This window comes from Arthrobacter sp. Hor0625 (genome assembly GCF_052567525.1).
Window position 1 is genome coordinate 2,535,728 of sequence record NZ_CP199586.1, and the last position, 21,100, is coordinate 2,556,827.

Here is a 21,100-nt window from a genome sequence, read left to right on the forward strand (position 1 = left end):
CGGTGGCAGCCGATAGCGTAGAGGCATGCGGTTATTGCACACCTCGGACTGGCACCTGGGCCGGTCGTTCCACGGCGTCGGGATGCTCGACGCGCAGCGTTCGTTCATCGACCAGCTCGTCGCCGTCGTCCGCGACCAGGCGGTCGACGTCGTCCTCATCGCCGGCGATGTTTACGACCGCGCGCTGCCCGGCGTCGACGTCGTGGGCCTGCTCGATGACGCCCTGGTTCGGCTCAGCAGCGCCGGGGCGAAGGTCGTGCTGACCAGCGGCAACCATGATTCGGCCATCAGGCTGGGCTTCGCGTCCCGGCTGCTGGAGCGCGGGGGAGTACACCTGCGCACCCGGCTGAACAGCCTGGATGCGCCGCTGCTCCTGCCGCTCTCCGACGCCGGAGCGCCCGGCGGCGGGCACGCCGACGACGGGCCCGTGCTGGCGATTTACGGCATCCCGTGGCTGGAACCGCGGCTGGTCGCTGCTCAGCTCGGCGTTGAGACGGCAAGCCACTTCGAGGTGACGCGCGCCGCCACGGAACGCATCCGTGCCGACCTCGCGGTCCGGTCCAGGGACCGGACCGTCCACTCCGTGGTGCTCGCCCACACCTTTGCCAGCGGCGGCATCAGCTCGGACAGCGAACGGGACCTGAGCATCGGCGGCGTCGGTGCCGTCCCGCTGGACCTCTTCGACGGGTTCAGCTACACCGCACTGGGGCACCTGCACGGCCGGCAGTCGCTTTCTGAAGCCGTCCGTTATTCCGGCTCACCGCTGGCCTATTCCTTCTCCGAAGCAAAGCACCAAAAGGGCGGCTGGCTTGTGGACGTGGATGCCTCCGGGGTTACGGCGGTCACCGAGGTGCACTGGGAGGCCCCGCGCCGCCTCGCCGTGCTCCGCGGGAAACTGGACGAACTCCTCGACGACGCCGGCCTGGCCTGGGCCGAAGGCGCCTACTGCCAGGTCACGCTGACCGACCCGCAGCGGCCGAACCAGGCCATGGAACGGCTGCGCGCCAGGTTCCCGGACACCCTGGTCCTGGGCTTTGACCCCGAAGGGGCCGAGGCCGCCGCCAGGACCAGCTACAGCAGCAGGCTGGCCGAGGCCGTGGACGACCTGTCGGTCTGCTGCGGTTTCCTCGAACACGTCCGCGGCCGCGGCGCCGACGAGGCGGAATCCGGCATCCTGGCCGAAGCACTGGAAGCCGTCCGGCTGGAAGGGGTGTCCCGGTGAGGATCCACCGCCTGGAAATTACCGCCTTTGGCCCGTTCGCGGGCACCGAGCGGATCGACTTCGACCGGCTCAGCGCCCACGGGCTGTTCCTGCTCAACGGCGCCACCGGAGCCGGCAAGACCAGCGTCCTGGACGCCATCTGCTTTGCCCTCTACGGGTCGGTGCCCGGCGCCCGCCAGGAGGGCAAGCGGCTGCGGAGCGACCACGCCGACGCCGGCACGGAGCCGCGCGTCACCTGTGAGTTCTCCGCCCAGGGCCGGCACTTCGAGGTCTCGCGGTCGCCCGCGTGGAACAAGCCCAGCGCGCGGGGCAAGAACGGATTCACCGAGCAGAAGGCCAACACCCTGCTGCGGGAACGGGTGGACGGGCAGTGGCTGGAAAAGTCCGGCCGCAACGACGAGGCAGGCGCGGAGATCACCGCCCTGCTGGGCATGGATCGGGACCAGTTCACCCGGGTCGTGATGCTGCCCCAGGGCGACTTTGCGGCGTTCCTCCGCTCCAAGGCCTCCGACCGGCTCGTGCTGCTGCAAAGCCTGTTCGGCACCCAGCGCTTTGAGGCGGTGGAACAGGAACTTGGCCGCCGGGCGGCTGCCGCCCGCGCCGAGGTGGAGACCCTGAACGGCAGCCTGGGCCTGCTGCTGGCCCAGGCCGAGGCGGAAGCCGCCGGCCTCGGCCTGGACCTCGACGGCGCCCCCGACCGGGACGACGCCGATGCCTTGCTGGCCTGGCTGGGAGCCGGCACGCAGGCGGCCGCGGCCGAACGCCAGGCGGCGGCGGGCGAGGCGGAGCAGCGGGCCGCCGTGCTCGCGGGCCGGCTGGAGGACCTCGCCGCCCGCGCCGCGCGGCAGGCCAAACTCGCCGCGGCCCATCAGCGCCGGGCCGGCGCCGAGGCCGCAGCCCCGGAGCTGGACGCCACGGCTGCCCGGCTGCAGCGGCACCGCAAAGCCGAGGTGCTCGGTGGCCAGTTGCAGGCCCTGGACAGCGCGGACGCAGCGGCCGAGCGCGCTGCCGCGGATGCCGCCGGCGCGGCCGCGGAACTGCTGGCAGCAGCGCTCACCGATCCGGAGCTGGCCGCGCTGCCGCCGGCGGCCGGGGGAGCCGGTCCGGACGCCGGCCTGGTCGACGGGACGGCCCTGCGCGGTGAACTCGCACGGCTGCGCTCCCTCCGGGCCGTCCTGGAGGAACGGCTCCCGGACGAGGAAAAGCTGGCCGCGCTCACCGCGCGCTGCGCCGCGCTGCGGACCGGCGTCGCAACGCTGCAGGAGACCCGGCGCGCCGGGTCCGCGGTGCTCGACGCTCTCCGGTCCGAGTCGCTCGCGCTTGCCTCCGCCGTGGGGCCGCTCGAGGCGATGGCTGCCGAGGCCCAGCTGCGCGCCAAGGAAGCCGCAGCCGCCGAGGAGCTGGTCGCCGTTGTGGGCCGCCACACTGCCGCCGCCGCCGACTGCGCGCGGATCACCGAACGCCACCGGGTGGCCCGGGACAGCTACCAGGACCGCCGCCAGCACTGGCTGGACCTGCGCGAGGAGCGCCTGGCCAACGCCGCGGCCGAACTGGCCGCCCAGCTCCGGACCGATGAACCGTGCCCGGTCTGCGGCAGCGCCGAGCATCCGGCCCCGGCGCAGGCCGCGGCCTCCGCCCTGGCCATCGCCGATGCCGAACAGGCCGCGCAGGAAGCCGCCGAAGCGGCCGAAGCCGAGCTGGCGGACCTCGAGCGCGTGCTGCGCGAGGCGGAGCAGAACCTCGCCGTCCTTGCCGCCCAGGGCGGCGACACCGATCCCGGCGTGGCGCGCAGCGACGCCGACCGGGCGCAGGAACGCGCTGCCGAAGCCGCCCTGGCGGCCGCGGACCTGGACAGCAACCGCGCCCGCCGCGCCGCCCTGGAGGAGGAAATCTCCGCCGCGGAGCGGGAACGCGCGCAAGCCGGTGAACAACTGGCCCAGGCCGAGTCCAGCCTCATCGAGGTCACCGGCCAGGCTGACGGACTCGATGCGGCGCTGGCCGCCCTGCGCGCCGGCCATGAAAGCCTCGCCGCGCGGCTGGATTCGGTCCGCGGCACGACGGCGCTGCTGGAGCGTGCCGACGCGGCCGCCGGCAGCCTGGAACAGGCACGGGAACGCGCCGCCGAGGCCCGCACCCGGCTGGAGCTGGCCCTGCCCGAGTCCGGCTTCGAGTCAGCCGCCGCGGCGCGCGCGGTGCTGCTCCCGGCACCGGAAGCCGCGCAGCTGGAGGCCGCGGTCCGGGCCGGCCGCGACGAAATTGCGCGGCTGGAGGAGCTCTTCGCCAGCGAGGACCTGGTCCTGGCGGCGCAGGAACTCGCCGACGGCGGCGCCGTGGACGAGGCGGGCCTGGATCAGCTCCGGGCCGAGTCAGCCGGCGCCGACCGCTCCGCCCGGGAGGCCGCCCTGGCCGCCGGACTCGCCGCTAAGTCAGTCCTGGCCCTGGACCGGATCAGCGCCGAATACGCCGGGCAGGCCGCGGCCGGACGGGAACCGCGGGAGCGTGCGGAGTTGTGGACCGCCGTCGCCGAGTCCGCCCGCGGCGGCGGGGAGAACACCTACCGCATGAGCCTGAACAGCTACGTGCTGGCCGCGCGGCTGGAACAGGTCGCGGCGGCCGCCACCGAGCGGCTGATCGGGATGAGCGACGGCCGGTACACCCTGCAGCACACCGACGCCAGGGCGGCCCGCAACCAGAAGTCCGGCCTCGGCCTGGAGGTGGTGGACCAATGGACCGGGCAGCGGCGCGACACCGCTACCCTCTCCGGCGGCGAATCCTTCATGGCCTCGCTCGCGCTGGCGCTGGGCCTCGCGGACGTCGTGCAGATGGAGTCCGGCGGGGTGGACATCGAAACCCTCTTCGTGGACGAGGGTTTCGGCAGCCTCGATGAACAGTCCCTCGAACAGGTCATGGACGCGCTCGAGGGCCTGCGCGACGGCGGCCGGGTGGTGGGCCTGGTCAGCCACGTGGCCGAGATGAAGCAGCGGATCACCACGCAGCTGCAGGTGGTCAAGGGACGCAACGGTTCGACCCTCCACATCTCCGACGACGTCCCGGCCTGAGCGGGGCAGGCTCGGGTACAATCGAAGGGTTACCGGGTCGCGCGCATCGGGAGGAGGGACGATGCGCACCACTGAGCGAACCCGGAACCATGAACCCTTTCCCGTCGTCGACGACATCCCCCGTTTCTCCGGCCCCCGCGCCGGCACCCCCCGCACCACGCGGCGGCCGCTTCGCCCGGCTGCCGGCGCTGGCCGGCCGCGGTTTCATCCCCTTGGGCCTCTTCGCCCGGCTCCCGCTGGCCATGCTTACGGTCGGTGCCCTGACCCTCGTCACCGCGGTCAGCGGCTCCTACGCCGTGGGCGGTGCCGCCGCCGGTGCCGTCGGCATCGGCTCCGCGCTGGGCGCCCCGGTGCTCGGTGCGCTGGCCGACCGGCTGGGCCAGCGTCCGGTCCTGCTCGTCTCCGCGCTGCTCAACACGGCGGCCGTGGCCGCGCTGATCCTCGCGGCCTATCTGGTGCCGGGCGGACCGGACCTGGCCGACGCCGTTCCCGTCCTCGCCGCGGCGTTCGCCGCCGGGGCGAGCTGCCCGCAGGTCGGCCCGCTCGCCCGGGTGCGCTGGATGGCCCTGAGCTCGGACGGCGGAGGAGCCGGACGCCCCGGTGACCTGGACACGGCCCTGTCCTACGAGAGCACCGCCGACGAAATTACGTTCGTCCTCGGCCCGGCGCTGGTGGGGATCCTCGCCAGCCTGGTCAGCCCCTGGCTCCCGCTCGCCCTCGCCGGCGCCCTCACCCTCACACTGGTCCCGGCCTTTGCTGTCCACCCCACGCACCGCTCGGTGCCGCGGACCCCGGCCCGTGACCGCCGCGCCGCGCCGGCGAGGCAGCGGCCGGCACCAGGGCAGCGCGTGGCCGGCTTCGCCGCCGTGGGGCTTCCGGTCCTGGCGATGGTCTGCATGGGCACCTTCTTCGGCTCGACCCAGACCTCGCTGAGTTCGTTCGCCGCGGGCTTCGCCACGGCGGAACTCGCCGGGCTGCTGTACGCGGTGATGGGCCTGAGCTCGGCCGCGGCGGCCCTGTCGGTGGCCTACTGGCCCGCCTCGGTCAGCGTCCACGTCCGCTGGCTGGCGTGCGCCGCGCTGATGGCCGGACTCGCGGCCCTGCTGCTCCTGCCGGCGACGGCGCTGCCGATGATCCTGGTGCTGCTGGTGCTGGGTCTTCCGGTGGGGCCGCTCATGGTCACCGTCTTCGCGATCGGCGGCATGGTGGCGCCGGAGGGCAAGCTTGGCACCGTCATGACGGCGCTGGCCAGCGGCATTGTCGCGGGCACCGCGGTGGGCTCGTCCCTGGCCGGCCGGCTCGCCCAGGACCAGGGGTATTCGACGGCGTTCCTGGTTCCGGTATGCGCCGCGGGGGCGCTGTTCCTGCTCGGCGCGGCAGCCGCCGTCGTCCTTCGCCGCCGGGCGGCCCGGGCCGCCGCCTGAGCCGCGGGCCAGGGGCCGGTCAGCCCAGCTGGGCTTCGATCCGGGCCGCGGCCGCCACCAGGGCCGCCGCGACTTCGTCCGGGTCCTGGGCGGCCCGGATGTAGACCACGGCCAGGGCCGCGGGACGGCCGCCGGGCACCCGGACCGGTACCGCCAGCGACGACACGCCCGGTATTACCTCGTCGTGGCTTGCTGCGAAGCCGAGGCGGCGGGCCTCGGCGGCCTCCGGCCGGTAGGGGATGCCCGGGGCCAGCCGGTGCCAGTCCTGTTCCGAGTGCGCGGACTGGATCGCGATGCCGGGGGCGCCGGCGCTGACGGGGTGCCGGGAGCCTGGATGCTGGACCACGGCGGCGCCCGTGTGGCGCGGATCGACGGTAACCAGGGTGACGCAGTCCTCGCGGTCCCAGACGGCGATGAAGGCGCTCATGGCCAGGGTGTTCGCCAGCTGGGTCAGTTCCGGCAGGGCCGCGGTCTGCAGATTGCGGGCCACGCCCCGGGCCAGCACGGCCAGGCCCGGACCTGGCTGGACCCGGCCGCCGTCGTCGCGCACCAGGAGCGAGTGGTCCTCGAGCGTGCGCAGGATGCGGTAGGCGACCGAGCGGTGCACGCCCATGGCGTCCGCCAGTTCGGCAATGGTGAGTGGTTCGGCGGCGTCGGCCAGGATTTCGAGGGCCCGGATGCCGCGGGATAGCGTTTGCGACGGCGACGCCTGGGTGCCGGTGTTCGGGGTCATGGGGTCCCTCCTGGGGCCAGGCCGGGGCCGCACGGCGCGGCCTGCGACCGCGGCCGGAGTCTTGTGTTCCGGCTCACAGTACAGTAGCGTTCTATATGGGAACGGTGTGTTCGATTATAGAACACAAGGAGGCGGCCGGCAAGAGCGGCAGCCCCCGGCATCCGGCGCCACCCAGGCCGGGATAGTCGTTGTCCGCTTACCGCAGGCCAGCCCCCGCCCGGCGCGGCGGCGTGGCGATTTCCCCGGGGTGTGTGATTTATCCCACGTTCCGTAGTAAGATCACCGGTACTAACTGACCGTTCGATCAGTAATTCACGAGGCATCAAGTTTTACCTTCGCACCCACCGGGCAGGACCACTGCCCCCAGCCATGGAGTTCCAATGACCGCAAGTTCAACCGTCGATTCAGCGGCGGGCCCCAGCAGCAAGCACGAGGAACGAAAGGTCCTCGCCGGGACGCTGGTCGGCACCACCATCGAGTGGTACGACTTCTTCATCTTCGCGCAGCTGACGGCGACCCTGCTTTCGCCGCTGTTCCTGGCCCCGCTGAACGCGTCCAACCCCGGCCTGGCGCAGATCCTGTCCTTCGCCCTGATCGGCATCAGCTTCCTGTTCCGCCCGCTCGGTGCCATCATCGCCGGCCACCTCGGCGACCGCCTGGGCCGCAAGGCCATGCTGGTCTTCACCCTTGTCATGATGGGTGCCGCGACGGCGCTGATCGGCATGCTGCCGACCTACGCCCAGATCGGTTTCTGGGCCCCGGTCCTGCTCATCCTGCTGCGCGTCATCCAGGGCTTCTCTGCCGGTGGCGAATGGGGCGGCGCTGCCCTGATGGCCGTGGAGCACGCTCCCGTGGGCCGCCGCGGCCTGTTCGGCGCCTACCCGCAGATCGGTGTTCCGGTCGGCATGATCCTGGCCACCGGCCTGCTGTACTTCCTGAACACGTCCATGTCCAAGGAAGACTTCGGCGCGTGGGGCTGGCGGGTGCCGTTCCTGCTCTCGATCGTGCTGATCGTCGTCGGTTACCTCATCCGACGTGCCGTGGCCGAGAGCCCGGTCTTCAAGGAGATGCAGGAGCGCAAGGAAGAAAGCAAGGCCCCGCTCGGCGAGCTGATCCGCAAGCACAAGAAGGCCGTCCTCTACTCGACGCTGATCTTCATCGGCAACAACGCCGCCGGCTACCTGCTGATCGCCTTCTTCATCTCCTACGCCACCAAGACCCTGAAGATGCCCACCCCGCAGATCCTGCTGGCCACCACGCTGGCGTCCTTCGGCTGGCTCATCTTCACCCTCGTCGGCGGCTGGCTCTCCGACAAGATCGGCCGGGTCAAGACCTTCCTGCTGGGTTACGCGATCGTCTTTGCCTGGATGATCCCGATGTTCGCCCTGATCGACACCAAGAACATCCTGCTCTACGGCGTGGCGCTGTTCGTCCTCACCGTCGGCCTCGGCCTGTCCTACGGCCCGATGTCCGCGATGTACGCCGAGATGTTCCCGGCAAACGTCCGCTACTCCGGCATCTCGATCGGCTACGCCTTCGGCGCCATCCTTGGCGGAGCCTTCGCGGCGACCATCGCTGAGGCCCTGCTGCAGAGCACCAAGTGGACCGGTTCGATCGGCATCTACATCATGATCCTCTGCGTCATCTCCGCCGTCGGCGTGGTGCTGGCCAAGGAAACCAAGGGCCGCCCGCTGGGCGTCAGCAGCCACCACTAGGCGGCTGCCGGCCGGCAAGGCCAGAACGCAGAAGAGGCACGGACGCTCGTCCGTGCCTCTTCTGCGTTCTACCGGTTCGGCTGCCGCCGCCTAGACGGCCAGGAAGTCGATGGCCCCCTGCTTGAAGGCCCGGCTGGTGACGGCGTTGGTGTGGTTCCGGGCCGGCAGGATGAGCTGTTCCACCATGGCTCCGGCCTTCGCGCCGAGCGCAGCCAGGTCGGGCATGGAGGCGGCCCGCTCATCCTTCTCGCCGGCGACCAGCAACATCGGCATCGGCGGGATGGCCTCGGCCGGGTCGAAAGGTTCGTCCTTGATCGCCTCAACCAGGGACAACAGGGCAAAGATGTTGTTGCTCGGCAGCAGCTGCGCCATCCTCAGCAGCCCCGCGGTGGAGGCATCGGCGATCGGCGTACCGTCGGCGAGATAGCGCTGCGCCGCGACCAGGTCGAACTCCGCCAGCGGGTCCGCCACGTTCGGGCCGCCCAGCACCAGGCGGTGGACCAGCTCGTGCTGGGTCGCGCCGAACTCCCAGGCCAGCCGCGACCCCAGGGAGTAGCCGATCACGTCCAGGCCGGTCGCCGGGTCGCCGTCGCGCAGCGGGCGCGCGCCGGCGTCGAACGCGATCTGCAGCAGGTCCGCACGGATCCGGCTGGGGGAGTAGGAGTCCCGGTCCTCCGGCGCACCGCTGCGGCCGTGGCCGGGCAAGTCCACGGTGATGACGCGGCGGCCGGCCTCGGTGAGGGCGGTAATCCAGCCGGTGTCCTCCCAGTTGAGCTTGGAGGAGGAGGAAAAACCGTGCAGCAGCAGCACCGGTCGCAGCCCGGCGTCGGTCTTGGGTTCGTGCACCGCCACATACAGCTGCGGGTCGGTGCCCTCGACCGTGTGGGAATGCTGCTCGCCGGTATGCCTGCCGCTCATGGTGTCAGTCCTCATCAAGTACGGCGCTCAGGCGGACCCGGCGCTTCGGTGCCTCTTCCGTCGGGACCGTGCCCACGATGCCGGCGGTGTTGTCCGGCACCTCGAACACGATCAGGGGCTCGCCGACATTGATCTTGTCGCCGGGCCCGCCGTGGATACGCACTACCTTACCTGCCTGCGGGCTGGGCAATTCCACCGCCGATTTCGTGGTTTCGACCTCCACGAGCGGCTGGTTCCGCTCCACCTGGTCGCCGGGGGCGACGAGCCATTCCAGCACGGTCGCCTCGATCAGGCCCTCGCCAAGGTCGGGCAGCGGGAAGGAAATTTCAGCCACGCTTGTACTCCAATACTCGCTGGATGCCGAAGAGGATCCGGTCAATGTTCGGGATGTATTCGTCCTCGAGGTCGCCCGAGGGATACGGGACGTCGAAGCCGGTGACGCGCTCCACCGGCGCCCTGAGCGTGTCGAAGCATGCCTGGGTGATGAGCTGTGCCACCTCGGCGCCCAGTCCCGAGGTCAGCGGCGCTTCATGGACGACGACGGCGCGGCGCGTCTTGCGCACGGAGGCGGCCAGCGACGCGGCGTCGATCGGCTTGAGCCAGCGCAGGTCCAGGACTTCGAGCTCGATGCCGTCCTCGGCGGCGAGCTCGGCCACCTGCAGGCAGCGGGCCACCATGGCGCCCCACGCCACGAGCGTCAGGTGCCGGCCCTCGCGCATGACCTTGGCTCCGGTCGGGGCGCCGCCGCCGGCGTCGGCACTGTCCGTGTCGACCTCGCCCTTTTGCCAGTAGCGGGACTTCGGTTCCATGAAGATCACCGGATCCTGCCGGGTGGCCGCGTACTTGAGCAGGTGGTACGCCTCGTGCGGGTTCGACGGCGAGACAACCTTCAGCCCGGGAACGTGCGCAAAGAGCGCCTCGAGGCTTTCGCCGTGGTGTTCGGGAGCGCGGATGCCGCCGAAGCTGGGCACGCGCAGGGTGATCGGCATCGGCAGGGTGCCACGGCTGCGGTAATTCATCCGGGCGATCTGGCAGACGATCTGGTTGACCGCCGGGTACGCGAAGCCGTCGAACTGGACCTCGGGGATGGGGTGGAACCCGGCCATGGCCAGGCCCACCGACATGCCCAGGATGCCGGACTCCGCCAGCGGGGTGTCGAAGACCCGCTGCGCGCCGTGCTTGGCCTGCAGCCCGTCCGTGATCCGAAAGACCCCGCCGAGCCGGCCGCAGTCCTCGCCGAAGATGACGGTTTTCGGGTTCTCCGCGAGGACCTCGTCCAGGGCCCGGTTGAGGGCCTGCTGCATGGACATCACGGTGGCCGCGGCCTCGGTGCCGGCCGTGCCGCTTTCCAGGATTGAGTTAGACATGTTCGGACTCCTCGCGCCAGTGGGCGGCCTGGGCCTGCAGGGCAGGGGTGGTTTCCTGGAAGACCAGGTCAAACATTTCGGCACCGGGCCGGGGTCCCAGGGCCTGGATGCCGGTACGGATCTGCTCCTCCTCGGCCTTGGCGGCGGCAAGGGCCTCGGCGAAGAAGGCTTCGTCTGCGGTGCCGTCCGCCAGCAGCCGCTGCTTGAGCCGCTCCAGCGGGTCAACGCCGGCGCCGTCGCGCTCCTCGTCGAGCGAGCGGTAGCGGCCTGGATCGTCCGAGGTTGAGTGCGGGCCGCGGCGGTAGGTCATGGCTTCGATCAGCACGGGGCCGTGTCCGGCGCGGGCGTGGGCAAAGGCGCGGCGGGTGGCATCGACGACGGCGACGACGTCGTTGCCGTCCACCTGCAGCGCCGGCATGCCGTAGCCGGCGGCGCGTGCGGCGACCGAGCCGCCGGCGACCTGCCGTTCGGTGGGGACCGAGATGGCCCAGCCGTTGTTCTGGACGAAGAAGACCACGGGGGCCTTCATCACGGCGGCGAAGTTCATCGCCTCGTGAACGTCGCCCTGGGAGGAGGCGCCGTCCCCGAAGTAGGTCAAGGCGACCCCGAGCTTGCCGTCGGCGGCGCCGGCCAGGGTCTGGCCGTGCGCCCAGCCGACGGCATGCAGTACGGAGCCGCCGACCACGGCCTGGATCGGGGCGAGCCGGGACGCCGCCGGGTCGTAGAGCCCGCCGTGCCAGGTGGCCTTGTGCGTGGACATGTAGCCCACCATGTCCACACCCATGGTCCGGGCGACGCCCATCTCGCGGTAGGTCGGGAAGACAAAGTCGCGGGTGGTGTCCACGGCGTAGGCGCTGCCGACCTGCGCCGCTTCCTGGCCCAGTTCCGGGGCGTAGCCGGGGATGATGCCCTGGCGCTGCCAGGCGATCGCCGAGGTGTCCAGGTGCCGCACGGCAACCATCAAGGAGTACAGCCGGCGGAGCTCCGCGGCGCTGAGCGGCCCGGCGTCCCCGCCGGAGACCGCAAGGGGAAGTGTATCCATGGCTGTGACCCTAGTCACGGTTTGCACGGTGGGCAATCAGTTCAGGAATCGCTGGCCACTCTGCTTAAAGCTGCCCCCCGGGCCGCGGCCAGCTGTGGCAATTTGTATACCCGGACCCGAACTGCCTGACCCGCCGCCGCCGTTGCCCTCAGGCGCCGGCGCCGGCCGCCGGTCAGTTGGCGCCGCGGCGTGCCTTGCCGAACCGCGTGCCGAGCCAGCTCGCGGCGGCCATGGCGGCGATCAGTGCCAGGGTGCTGAACAGCTGCTTGCTGCTGTCCGGACTGCTGAAGCCGACGGCGAAGATCAGCGCCAGCAGCACCAGGCCGAAGATGGTTATTGCCGGGAAGCCCCTCATCCGCAACGGCAGCGCGGTGCCTTCGCGGTCCGCGCGGCGCCGCAGGATGAGCTGGGACACCAGGGCCGAGCCCCAGACCACGAGGCAGGTCGAGCCGACCAGCTGGAAAAGGGCAGGCAGGATCTGCTCCGGAAACAACAGCTCCAGCACGGCGGCGAGGAACCCGAACGCCACCGAGATGCTGACCGCTGCCACGGGCACGCGGGCCTTGTTCAGCCGGGACAGGAAGGCCGGCGCCTCGCCGCGCTGGGACAGCGAGAAGGCCATCCGGGAGGCGCCGTAGAGGTTGGCGTTCAGTGCCGAGAGCAGGGCGACGACGGCGACCAGGGTGATCGCGGCGCCGGCGCCCGGGATGCGGGCCAGGTCCAGGACGCCGGCGAAGGGCGATTTCAGCGCGTCCGAAGTCGAGGGCAGCACGGCGGCGATGACGAAGACCGAGCCGATGTAAAAGACCAGGATCCGCCAGACCACGGTGCGGATCGCGTGACCCACGCTGCGCTCGGGGTCCTCGGTCTCGGCCGCGGCGACGCTGACGATCTCGGTGCCGCCGAAGGCGAAGATCACCACGAACAGGGCCGTGGCGATGCCGCCCAGGCCCGCCGGGGCGAAGTCGGCGGTGAGGTTGGACAGGCCCGGGCTCGGTACCTCCGGCAGCCAGCCCAGCAGCAGGGCGGTCCCGATCGCCAGGAACAGCAGGATGGCCACCACCTTGAGGATGGCGAACCAGAATTCGAATTCGCCGAAGTTCCGCACGCCGGCGAGGTTGATGGCAGTGAAGACCGCCATAAAGACCAGCGACAGGGCCCAGACGGGCACCACCGGCCAGATGGTGAAAAGCAGCCCGGCCGCCCCCAGCGCCTCCGCGGCGATGACGACTACCAGCTGCAGCCACCAGAGCCAGCCCACCGTGGCGCCGGCGGTCTTGCCGAGTGCCTTCTCGGCGTAGACGGAGAACGCGCCGCTGGTGGGATTGGCCGCCGCCATCTCGCCGAGCGCCCACATGACGATGATGATCAGCGTGCCGGCTACCAGGTAGGAGACCAGGACGGCGGGACCGGCGGCCTGGATCCCGGCCCCCGATCCGAGGAACAGGCCCGCGCCGATGGCGCTGCCGAGCCCCATCATGGTGAGCTGGCGGGGTTTCATGCTGTGGCCGAGGTGCAGGGACGGGTGCTCCGCGGCGGACTTCGTTGTCATGCTGGCGAACCTTCTTTGGTGGGGGTTGCGTCCTTTTGGGACCATTCGAATTTACCGCCCCCGGCGGCCCCCGCGGTGCGGGCGGCGTGAGAACATGGGGGCAGATTGTTCCCCTTCCGGCGCGAATCACGGCGATTTGTGCGGCCGGACCCCCGCAGGGAAGGAAACCGGCGTGAACGTTGACCCGCTCGATGCAAAGATTGTCCGATTCTTCACGGACTTCCCCCGGGCGTCCGTCCTGGAGGCGTCACGGGTGCTGAAGGTCGCCCGCGCCACGGTGCAATCGCGGCTGGACCGGATGCAGGACAGCGGGGTGATCGCCTCCTGGGTGCCGCAGCCGGACCCGGCGCACTTTGGCTACCCGGTGGTGGCCTTCTGCTCCCTGACCATCAACCAGGACCTGGGCCACGACGCCGTCGTCGAGGCCCTGGCCAAAATCCCGGAGCTGATCGAGATCCACACCGTCTCCGGCAGTTCGGACCTCATGGCCCGCATCGCCGCCCGTTCCAACCCGGACCTGCAGCGGGTGCTGGATGCGATGATCGCCACCCGGACGGTCCTGCGCTCCTCCTCGGTGATCGTGCTGAACACCCACTTCGAGGGACGGACCCTGCCCCTGCTGGAAGCCGCCGCGCAGGGCCAGTAAACCGACGCACGCCGGCCTCGAGGTGCCGCGGCAGCCCGTCGCGGCGGGCAGTCTCTTTTGCGCGTAGGTTTCGGACCGGCGCGGCGGTTTCGGACAGGCGCGGGGTTTCGGACGGGCGCGCCCCGGGCCCGGGGCGCGCCCGTCCGAAACCGCCGCGCAAATCCGTAATGCAGCCGGCCGCGCCGGCCGCGCGACCACCTCGGCGGCTCCTCCGCAGCATTTTGCACCCCGCGGGCGCGGACGTATCATTAGTTCTAGTCAAAGTGACTATAACTAGTCCGGCGGTAGGGCCGGACCCGCCCGGCCGGTCCCCGCAGGAACGGTCCGGGCCCCGGAAAGCGGGGTTGATCACCGTTTACACCTCTCCAGCCAACGTCTCGGAGCGCCGCCTCGCGCCGCCGTCGCTGGCCATCTCCACCGTGATCTTCGCGTTGCGCCCCTCCGAACGCTCCGGCCGGCCCACGCTCTGGATCCCGCTGGTACGCCGCATCCGGGAACCCTTCAAGGACATGTGGGCGCTTCCCGGCGGCCCGCTCAGCCACGACGAGTCGCTGCAGGACGCAGCGTCCCGGAACCTGCGCGACACCACCGGGCTCACGCCGCGGTACCTCGAACAGCTGTACGCCTTCGGCGGCCTGCACCGTTCGCCCAGCCAACGGGTGGTCTCGATCGTCTACTGGGCGCTGGTCCAGCCCACCGAGGCCGCGCTCGCCGACGAGTCCGAAAACGTCCGCTGGTTCCGCGCGGACGGCCTCGGCGACCTCGCCTTCGACCACAACGCAATCGTCGACTATGCGCTCTGGCGGCTGCGGAACAAGCTCGCCTACGGCTCGATCGCCTACCACCTGCTCGGCGAGTACTTCACCCTCGCCCAGGTCCGGGAGGTCTACGAGGCGGTCCTGGACCGCGAACTGGACCCGGCCAACTTCCGCCGGCAGATCAAGGCCGCCCCGGAAATCGAAGAAACCGACGAATACCTCCAGGGCGGCAAGCACCGCCCGCCCCGCCTCTACCGCTTCACCGGCCGCCCCGGCCTCGATCCAGACAACAGGAGCACCTCATGAGCAGCGTCAACACGGCCATCCAGCTGATCACGCGCGAACAGGCCACCGGCCAGGCGACGGCCGCCGCGGCAGGATCCACCTGCAGCCCGGCGCTGGCCCGCGGCCCCTGGGACTTCGACGCCGCCGAGGCCCGTGCCGGTGTGCCGGCGTACGGCCCCGGCGCCTCCGCGGCCGACGCCGCACCGGCCTCGACCCCGCGGCAGGGCCAGCTTCCGGAGGAATACCGGCTGGCCACGGATGCAGAACTCGACACCCGGATCCGGGCCGCCAAGGCAGCGCTGGGGGACCGGGCCGTCATCCTGGGGCACTTTTACCAGCGCGACGAGGTGGTGGAATACGCCGACTTCGTGGGGGATTCCTTCCAGCTCGCCAACGCGGCCCTGACCCGGCCGGAGGCGGAGGCAATCATCTTCTGCGGCGTGCACTTCATGGCCGAAACCGCGGACATCCTCTCCGGACCGGAGCAGGCAGTGATCCTGCCCAACCTTGCCGCCGGCTGCTCGATGGCGGACATGGCGGACGTCGACTCGGTGACCGAGTGCTGGGAACAGCTGGAAGAGCTGTTCGGCACCGAGCCCGACGCCGACGGCCGGGTCCCCGTCATCCCGGTCACCTACATGAACTCCTCGGCCGCGCTTAAGGGTTTCTGCGGCGAGCACGGCGGGATCGTCTGCACCTCCTCGAACGCGGCCACGGTCCTGGAATGGGCGTTCGAGCGGGGCCAGCGGGTGCTGTTCTTCCCCGACCAGCACCTGGGCCGGAACACCGCCAAGGCCATGGGCGTGCCCCTGGAACAGATGCCGCTGTGGAATCCGCGCCAGGACCTCGGCGGCAACGATGAACAGGTCCTGCTGGACTCCCGGGTCATCCTCTGGCACGGCTTCTGCTCCGTGCACAAGCGCTTCACCGTGGCCCAGATCGAGAAGGCGCGCGCCGAGTACCCGGGTGTGCGGGTCATCGTGCACCCGGAGTGCCCCATGCCGGTGGTGGACGCCGCCGACGCGGCCGGGTCCACCGACTTCATCCGCAAGGCTATCGCCGCGGCCACCGAGCCGACCGTCTTCGCCGTCGGCACGGAGATCAACCTGGTCAACCGGCTGGCGGCCGAAAACCCGCAGCACACCATCTTCTGCCTCGACCCGGTGATCTGCCCCTGCTCCACCATGTACCGGATCCACCCGGGCTACCTGGCCTGGGTGCTGGAGGCCCTGGTCCGCGGCGAGGTGGTCAACCGCATCACGGTGGCGGACGACGTCGCGGCCCCCGCCCGGATCGCGCTCGAACGCATGCTGGCGGCGCGGCCGTGACCAGGCGTCTCGTCGTCGTCGGCAGCGGGATCGCCGGGCTGTATGCGGCACTGGTCGCCTCCGATCCCGAAACCGGCGCAGGCAGCGCCGCCGGGCCCGCCGAGGTGGTGCTGCTGACCAAGGGCACGCTCGAGGAGTCCAACACCTTCTTCGCCCAGGGCGGCGTGTCCGCCGTGCTGGGCCCGGACGAGGCCGCCCCGGGTGACTCGGTCGCGGCGCACATCGCGGACACCCTCGCCGCGGGAAACGGCCTGAACGACCCCGAAGCCGTGCGGGTGCTCTGCTCCGAGGCCGTCCGGGACATCACTGCGCTGCGCCGCTACGGGGTCGCGTTCGACCTCGGGCCCGGCGGGGCGCCGCTGCTGGGCCTGGAGGCCGCCCACTCGGCAGCGCGCATCCTGCACGCCGGCGGCGACGCGACCGGTGCCCGCATCGCCCGCGGCCTGGTCGCCGCGGTGCTCGAACGCGCAGTGCAGGGCCGGTTGCGCGTCCAGACCGGCACCTTCGTGACCGAACTGCTGACGGGCCCGGCGGGCGCCGTCACCGGCGTCGCCTACCTTGCCGGCGGCCGGCGGGGGCGGCTGGACGCCGACGCCGTGCTGCTCGCCACCGGCGGCGCGGGCCGACTGTTCGCGCGGACCAGCAATCCGGCGGTCGCCACCGCCGACGGCCTCGCGCTCGCCTGGCGGGCCGGTGCCGCGGTCCGGGACCTGGAGTTCTTCCAGTTCCACCCCACCACGCTGGCGGCCGCCGAGGTCCCCGGCGGCCCGCCCCCGCTGCTGATCTCCGAGGCGGTGCGCGGCGAGGGCGCGCTGCTGCTCGACGCCGCCGGACGCCGCTTCATGCCGGACTACCACCCGGCCGCCGAGCTGGCCCCGCGCGACGTCGTCTCCCGCAGCATCGCGCTGCACCTGGCCGCCTCCGGCCAGCCGGCCGACAGTCCCGTCTACCTGGATGCCCGCGGCATCGAGGCCGGACGCGGCAGCGGCTTCCTCGCCCGGCGGTTCCCCGGCATTACCGCGGCCACCCGCGCCGCCGGCTACGACTGGACCAGCGAGCCGCTGCCGGTCTCCCCGGCCGCGCACTACTGGATGGGCGGCGTGTCCACGGACCTGGCCGGGCGCACCACCGTTCCGGGCCTGTACGCCGCCGGCGAAGTTGCCCGCACCGGTGCCCAGGGCGCCAACCGGCTGGCCAGCAACTCGCTGCTCGAGGGTCTGGTCTTCGGGCGAAGGGCCGTGGAGGATTTCCTCGGAGGCGAAGTGCCGCACAACGGCACTGCTCCGCGTGCTAGCTCGGCCGCGGGCGGCCTCCCTTTGACGCACGCTTCCGCAGTACCCTTGCGCGGCTCCTCCAAAAAAGGAACCTCCGCGGCTCCCACCGAGAGTTTTGTGAAATCGGGGCCGGAGCCGTTTTCGCGGGACGCTCTTGGCCGGTTGATGACCGCCGCTGCCGGGGTGCTTCGTTCCGGGGTCGAGCTTGATGCCGCTGCCGCGCAGCTTTCCGACTGGGCCGCCGTCGTACGGCCGGAGACCGTGCCGGACGCCACGGACACGCGGGAGCATGAGGACCGCAACCTGCTGCTGGCCGCCCGGTTGCTTGTGGACGCCGCCCGGGCCCGGACAGCATCCCTCGGCGCCCACTACCGAACCGATTCCACGGCGGCAGACGCCGCCCGGCCCTCCGCCACCCGCCCGAAGCAAAGGATCCCCTCATGACAGCACCCGCCCCGGCCCTGCACGCCGCCCCGTCGGCAACGGACCTCACCGGCACCCTGCCGGCGGCCGCCGTCGACGCCGTGCTCCGCGCCGCGCTGCAGGAGGACGCGCCCTACGGCGATATCACCTCCCAGTCCCTGATTCCGGCCGGTGCGCGCGCCACCGCGGTGCTCGCCGCCCGCGTCCCGGGGGTCTTCAGCGGCGGGGAAGTCTTCGCCGCCGCGATGCGGCTCGCTGACCCGGACGCCGTCGTGGAGCTGCTGGTGGCCGACGGTGCCGCGTTCGACGCCGGGACGGCGCTGGCCCGGGTGAGCGGCAACGCCCGCGCCGTGCTGCTGGCCGAACGGGTGGCGCTGAACCTGGTGCAGCGGATGAGCGCCATCGCGACCCGCACCGCCGAGTTCGTCGCGCTGGTGGCAGGCACCCGGGCGCGGATCGCCGACACCAGGAAGACGACGCCGGGACTGCGGGTACTGGAGCGCTACGCGGTGCGCTGCGGCGGGGGAGCGAACCACCGCTTCAGCCTCTCGGACGCGGTCCTCGCCAAGGACAACCACCTGGCCGTGCTCACCGGCGGGGACCCCGGAAAGCTCACCGCCGTACTCCGGGAGGCCAGGGCGCGGCTTGGGCACACCACGCACTTTGAGGTGGAGGTGGACAGCATGGAGCAGATCGAACCGGTCCTGGCTGCCGGGGTGGACACCATCATGCTGGACAATTTCTCGCTAATGGAGCTCGCCGACGGGGTGGAACTGGTGGCCGGGCGTGCCCGCGTGGAGGCCAGCGGCAACGTCAGTCTCGCCACCGTCGCCGGGATCGCCGCGACCGGGGTGGACATCATCTCGGTCGGCGCGCTCACCCACAGCGTCACCGCCCTGGACCTGGGGCTCGACGTCGAACTGGGCGCCGGTCCGGACGCCCCCGGCGCCGCGGCGGACGGCTGAGGACTGCCGTGATCTACCTGGACGCCGCCGCCAGCACCCCGGTCCGCCGCGAGGTGCTGGAGGCCATGTGGCCGTACCTGGCCGGGGAGTTCGGCAACCCGTCCAGCCACCACTCGCTGGGGGACGCCGCCGCCGCCGCGCTCGCCGGCGCCCGGGAGGCAACGGCCAAGGCCCTGGGCTGCCGGCCGGGGGAGGTCGTCTTCACGTCCGGCGGCACCGAGGCGGACAACCTCGCCGTCAAGGGCATCGCCCTGGCCCGGCGGGCCGCCGACCCGCGTCTGGATCGGGTGGTGGTCAGCGCCGTCGAGCACCCGGCCGTGGAGGAATCCGCCCGGTACCTCGAACGGGTCCATGGCTTTGCCGTCGACGTGGTGCCGGTGGACCGCTACGGGCAGGTCACCGAGGCGGCGCTCGCCGCTGTCCTGCGGCCCGAAACCGCCCTGGTCAGCATCATGTACGCCAACAACGAGGTCGGCACGGTGCAGCCCGTGGCCCGGCTGGCCGCGCTGGCGCACGCGCACGGCGTACCGTTGCACACCGATGCGGTGCAGGCCGCGGGCTGGCTGCCGCTGGACTTCCGGGCGCTGGGGGTGGACGCCCTGAGCCTTTCCGGGCACAAGCTGGGCGCCCCGAAGGGCTGCGGCGCGCTGATCGTCCGCGGCCGGACGCGGCTGGAGCCGCTGCTCCACGGCGGCGGGCAGGAACGCGGCCGGCGCTCGGGGACAGGGAACGTTGCGGGCGCTGTCGCCCTGGCCACCGCCCTGGGCCTGGCGGGAAGCGGCCAGCCGGCCGCGGCGGCCCGGGTGGCTGCGCTGCGGGACGAGTTCATCCGGGCGGTCGTGGCCGCCGTGCCGGGCGCCCTGCCCACCGGCCACCCGGTGGAGCGGCTGCCCTCGGTGGCGTCTTTCTGCTTCCCCGGTACCAGCGGCGAGTCCGTGCTGCTGGAACTCGAGCGGCGCGGGGTCATCTGCTCCAGCGGTTCGGCCTGCGCCGCCGGTTCCGACGAGCCGTCCCCGGTGCTGCTGGCGATGGGGATCAGCGCCGAGGTCGCCCAGACCGCCGTGCGCTTCAGCTTTGACGGCAATGTCACCGCGGCCGACCTGGACCAGGCGGCGGCAGCCGTGCGCGCCGCCGTCGGCAGCGTCCGCACCCTCGGCGCCTGAGCAAGCGGGCTAGCGGTGCCGGGCGCGGCGGAAGATCCAGTGCCGCAGCAGCGTGAACCGGACCGCGGTGGCCAGGAAGCCGGAGAGCGTGGTGGTCCAGAGTTCGTCGGCCACGGTGGCGTCCGGGTTGATCCAGTGCAGGACGCCGAGGCTGCCGCCGGTGATCAGCAGCGCCACCAGGATTACGATGATCCCGTTGAGGTGGTCGCGCTTCATCCGGTGCCGCTCGGTGATCTTGAACGTCAGCCGCCGGTTGAGCGCGGTGTTCATCAGCGAGGTGAGGACCAGGGCGACGGCGTTGGCCGGCTGGGCACCGATCCAGGGCCGCAGGAACGCGTACAGGGCCAGCGAGGTGACGGTGCAGATGACGCCGACGCCGGTGAAGCGCAGGAGTTGCCGGACCACCGGGTAGCGCAGGACGCCCCGGTGCCGCAGGCGCCCCGGAACGGGCCGCGGGAGGGCCTGCTCCTGTTGAAGCTGTGACTCCATTCGGTCAGTACAGCTCGCCGACGGGCATCTCGACAGCCAGGCGGTTGGCGGGCCCCGCGAGCGGGCAGGCCCACGCTTCGTTGTACGCGCAGGAGGGGTTGTAGGCGAAGTTGAAGTCCAGCACGAAAGGCGCGTCCGGACCGTGGCCCTCCACGCCGTGGAAGGCGCCCTTGATCGTGTCGATCAGGTAGCGGCCGGCGCCGTAGCTGCCGCCCGGCCGGCCGGCGGTGGCGTCGCGGAACGGCACAAAGATGCCGCCGCCGTAGCCGTTGAGCTTCCAGACCGCCAGCTGCCCCAGTTCCGGGAGGTCGAAGGTGCCGAGCCGGACGAACCGGACCACGCCGTCGGTTCCGGTTTCAACGTTCATCTCCCGCCCGGCGCCCTCCTTGGTGAGGGGGACGTGGAAGCGGTAGATCGGGTCATAGTCGACCGTCTTGAGGCCGCCGAAGTTCGCCTTGGCTTCCTCGGTCAGCGGCGAGGCGGGGTGGGTGCCGAACATCCGGTCCCGCTCCTGGCGCCAGTACGCGTGCGCTTCGGCCGGGTTGTCCGCGGCGATCTTTCGCACGGCGGCGTAGAGGGCAAAAGTCCGGAGCCGCCAGTCGGCGATGTCGACGGCGGACATGCTGCCGAGGCTCTTGCTGGGGTCCGTTGTGTCCAAGTCCTGTTCGGCCATCCCTCCAGCCTAGCCGGGTTTACGCCCCGGACGGCCGCGGCCCGCCCTGCGCTGGCTCCCGGGA

18 protein-coding genes are annotated in these 21,100 nt (G+C 71.6%); 10 read left to right on the plus strand and 8 right to left on the minus strand.

The annotated features are described in order from the left end of the window. Positions 1-25: 25 nt before the first annotated feature. The 3 genes from ACTWLI_RS11705 to ACTWLI_RS11715 all read left to right on the plus strand — a co-directional run bounded on the left by ACTWLI_RS11705 (position 26) and on the right by ACTWLI_RS11715 (position 5,705). Entirely contained in the window at positions 26-1,222 is a 1,197-nt protein-coding gene (locus ACTWLI_RS11705; protein WP_445154008.1) for an exonuclease SbcCD subunit D, read from the plus strand. Next, entirely contained in the window at positions 1,219-4,281 is a 3,063-nt protein-coding gene (locus ACTWLI_RS11710) for an AAA family ATPase (RefSeq protein WP_445154009.1), read from the plus strand. Before ACTWLI_RS11705 ends, ACTWLI_RS11710 begins: the two co-directional genes overlap by 4 nt. A gap of 89 nt (positions 4,282-4,370) precedes the next feature. Next, positions 4,371-5,705, plus strand: a complete 1,335-nt coding sequence (locus ACTWLI_RS11715) for an MFS transporter (protein WP_445154010.1) — start codon at positions 4,371-4,373, stop codon at positions 5,703-5,705. Between the two features lie 19 nt (positions 5,706-5,724). On the opposite strand, the gene ACTWLI_RS11720 is transcribed toward ACTWLI_RS11715, so the two are convergent. Continuing rightward, positions 5,725-6,438 (minus strand): IclR family transcriptional regulator, encoded by a 714-nt coding sequence (locus ACTWLI_RS11720; protein ID WP_445154011.1) that lies wholly within the window; start codon positions 6,436-6,438, stop codon positions 5,725-5,727. Positions 6,439-6,818: 380 nt separating this feature from the next. Between ACTWLI_RS11720 and ACTWLI_RS11725 the strand changes: the two genes are divergently transcribed. Further along, positions 6,819-8,153, plus strand: coding sequence for an MFS transporter (locus ACTWLI_RS11725; RefSeq protein ID WP_445154012.1), 1,335 nt, complete (start codon positions 6,819-6,821; stop codon positions 8,151-8,153). Between the two features lie 90 nt (positions 8,154-8,243). Here the strand turns inward: ACTWLI_RS11725 and ACTWLI_RS11730 are convergent, their stop codons facing one another. The 5 genes from ACTWLI_RS11730 to ACTWLI_RS11750 all read right to left on the minus strand — a co-directional run bounded on the left by ACTWLI_RS11730 (position 8,244) and on the right by ACTWLI_RS11750 (position 13,032). Beyond that, positions 8,244-9,071, minus strand: a complete 828-nt coding sequence (locus ACTWLI_RS11730) for an alpha/beta fold hydrolase (protein ID WP_445154013.1) — start codon at positions 9,069-9,071, stop codon at positions 8,244-8,246. A 4-nt stretch (positions 9,072-9,075) separates the two neighbouring features. Next, positions 9,076-9,405, minus strand: coding sequence for a biotin/lipoyl-containing protein (locus tag ACTWLI_RS11735; RefSeq protein WP_445154014.1), 330 nt, complete (start codon positions 9,403-9,405; stop codon positions 9,076-9,078). Next, the gene (locus ACTWLI_RS11740; RefSeq protein WP_445154015.1) at positions 9,398-10,438 is read right to left on the minus strand and encodes an alpha-ketoacid dehydrogenase subunit beta; all 1,041 of its coding nucleotides are present in this window, start codon (positions 10,436-10,438) and stop codon (positions 9,398-9,400) included. Before ACTWLI_RS11740 ends, ACTWLI_RS11735 begins: the two co-directional genes overlap by 8 nt. Beyond that, on the minus strand, positions 10,431-11,480 hold the full coding sequence (locus tag ACTWLI_RS11745; RefSeq protein ID WP_445154016.1) for a thiamine pyrophosphate-dependent enzyme: 1,050 nt from the start codon (positions 11,478-11,480) through the stop codon (positions 10,431-10,433). The genes ACTWLI_RS11740 and ACTWLI_RS11745 overlap by 8 nt, the downstream gene beginning before the upstream one ends. Positions 11,481-11,652: 172 nt before the next feature. After that, a complete protein-coding gene (locus tag ACTWLI_RS11750) occupies positions 11,653-13,032 on the minus strand; it encodes an amino acid permease (RefSeq protein ID WP_445154017.1) in 1,380 nt (459 codons plus the stop codon). 172 nt (positions 13,033-13,204) lie between these two features. Here ACTWLI_RS11750 and ACTWLI_RS11755 point away from each other — a divergent pair, with 172 nt between their 5' ends. The 6 genes from ACTWLI_RS11755 (at position 13,205) to ACTWLI_RS11780 (ending at position 19,874) form a co-directional block, all read left to right on the plus strand. Then, positions 13,205-13,678, plus strand: a complete 474-nt coding sequence (locus tag ACTWLI_RS11755; RefSeq protein ID WP_445154018.1) for an Lrp/AsnC family transcriptional regulator — start codon at positions 13,205-13,207, stop codon at positions 13,676-13,678. Between the two features lie 347 nt (positions 13,679-14,025). Continuing rightward, positions 14,026-14,742, plus strand: a complete 717-nt coding sequence (locus ACTWLI_RS11760) for an NUDIX hydrolase (RefSeq protein WP_445156172.1) — start codon at positions 14,026-14,028, stop codon at positions 14,740-14,742. Next, positions 14,739-16,049 (plus strand): quinolinate synthase NadA, encoded by a 1,311-nt coding sequence (gene nadA, locus ACTWLI_RS11765; RefSeq protein ID WP_445154019.1) that lies wholly within the window; start codon positions 14,739-14,741, stop codon positions 16,047-16,049. Before ACTWLI_RS11760 ends, nadA begins: the two co-directional genes overlap by 4 nt. Continuing rightward, positions 16,046-17,767: an L-aspartate oxidase gene (locus ACTWLI_RS11770; RefSeq protein ID WP_445154020.1), complete on the plus strand. Its 1,722-nt coding sequence runs from the start codon at positions 16,046-16,048 to the stop codon at positions 17,765-17,767. The genes nadA and ACTWLI_RS11770 overlap by 4 nt, the downstream gene beginning before the upstream one ends. Then, positions 17,764-18,711 (plus strand): carboxylating nicotinate-nucleotide diphosphorylase, encoded by a 948-nt coding sequence (nadC, locus tag ACTWLI_RS11775; protein ID WP_445154021.1) that lies wholly within the window; start codon positions 17,764-17,766, stop codon positions 18,709-18,711. The genes ACTWLI_RS11770 and nadC overlap by 4 nt, the downstream gene beginning before the upstream one ends. An 8-nt stretch (positions 18,712-18,719) precedes the next feature. Next, entirely contained in the window at positions 18,720-19,874 is a 1,155-nt protein-coding gene (locus ACTWLI_RS11780; protein ID WP_445154022.1) for a cysteine desulfurase family protein, read from the plus strand. Positions 19,875-19,883: 9 nt separating this feature from the next. On the opposite strand, the gene ACTWLI_RS11785 is transcribed toward ACTWLI_RS11780, so the two are convergent. Continuing rightward, positions 19,884-20,363: a GtrA family protein gene (locus tag ACTWLI_RS11785; RefSeq protein WP_445154023.1), complete on the minus strand. Its 480-nt coding sequence runs from the start codon at positions 20,361-20,363 to the stop codon at positions 19,884-19,886. 4 nt (positions 20,364-20,367) lie between these two features. Further along, positions 20,368-21,036, minus strand: coding sequence for a DUF1684 domain-containing protein (locus tag ACTWLI_RS11790; RefSeq protein ID WP_445154024.1), 669 nt, complete (start codon positions 21,034-21,036; stop codon positions 20,368-20,370). Positions 21,037-21,100 lie beyond the last annotated feature (64 nt).

Bases quoted from the DNA above. Each gene is read 5' to 3' on its own strand.
- ACTWLI_RS11725 (WP_445154012.1), top strand. From the start codon at position 6,819: ATGACCGCAAGTTCAACCGTCGATTCAGCGGCGGGCCCCAGCAGCAAG.
- ACTWLI_RS11705 (WP_445154008.1), top strand. From the start codon at position 26: ATGCGGTTATTGCACACCTCGGACTGGCACCTGGGCCGGTCGTTCCAC.
- nadA (WP_445154019.1), top strand. From the start codon at position 14,739: ATGAGCAGCGTCAACACGGCCATCCAGCTGATCACGCGCGAACAGGCC.
- ACTWLI_RS11790 (WP_445154024.1), bottom strand. From the start codon at position 21,036: ATGGCCGAACAGGACTTGGACACAACGGACCCCAGCAAGAGCCTCGGC.
- ACTWLI_RS11720 (WP_445154011.1), bottom strand. From the start codon at position 6,438: ATGACCCCGAACACCGGCACCCAGGCGTCGCCGTCGCAAACGCTATCC.
- ACTWLI_RS11730 (WP_445154013.1), bottom strand. From the start codon at position 9,071: ATGAGCGGCAGGCATACCGGCGAGCAGCATTCCCACACGGTCGAGGGC.
- ACTWLI_RS11715 (WP_445154010.1), top strand. From the start codon at position 4,371: ATGAACCCTTTCCCGTCGTCGACGACATCCCCCGTTTCTCCGGCCCCC.
- ACTWLI_RS11750 (WP_445154017.1), bottom strand. From the start codon at position 13,032: ATGACAACGAAGTCCGCCGCGGAGCACCCGTCCCTGCACCTCGGCCAC.
- ACTWLI_RS11785 (WP_445154023.1), bottom strand. From the start codon at position 20,363: ATGGAGTCACAGCTTCAACAGGAGCAGGCCCTCCCGCGGCCCGTTCCG.
- ACTWLI_RS11740 (WP_445154015.1), bottom strand. From the start codon at position 10,438: ATGTCTAACTCAATCCTGGAAAGCGGCACGGCCGGCACCGAGGCCGCG.
- ACTWLI_RS11745 (WP_445154016.1), bottom strand. From the start codon at position 11,480: ATGGATACACTTCCCCTTGCGGTCTCCGGCGGGGACGCCGGGCCGCTC.
- nadC (WP_445154021.1), top strand. From the start codon at position 17,764: ATGACAGCACCCGCCCCGGCCCTGCACGCCGCCCCGTCGGCAACGGAC.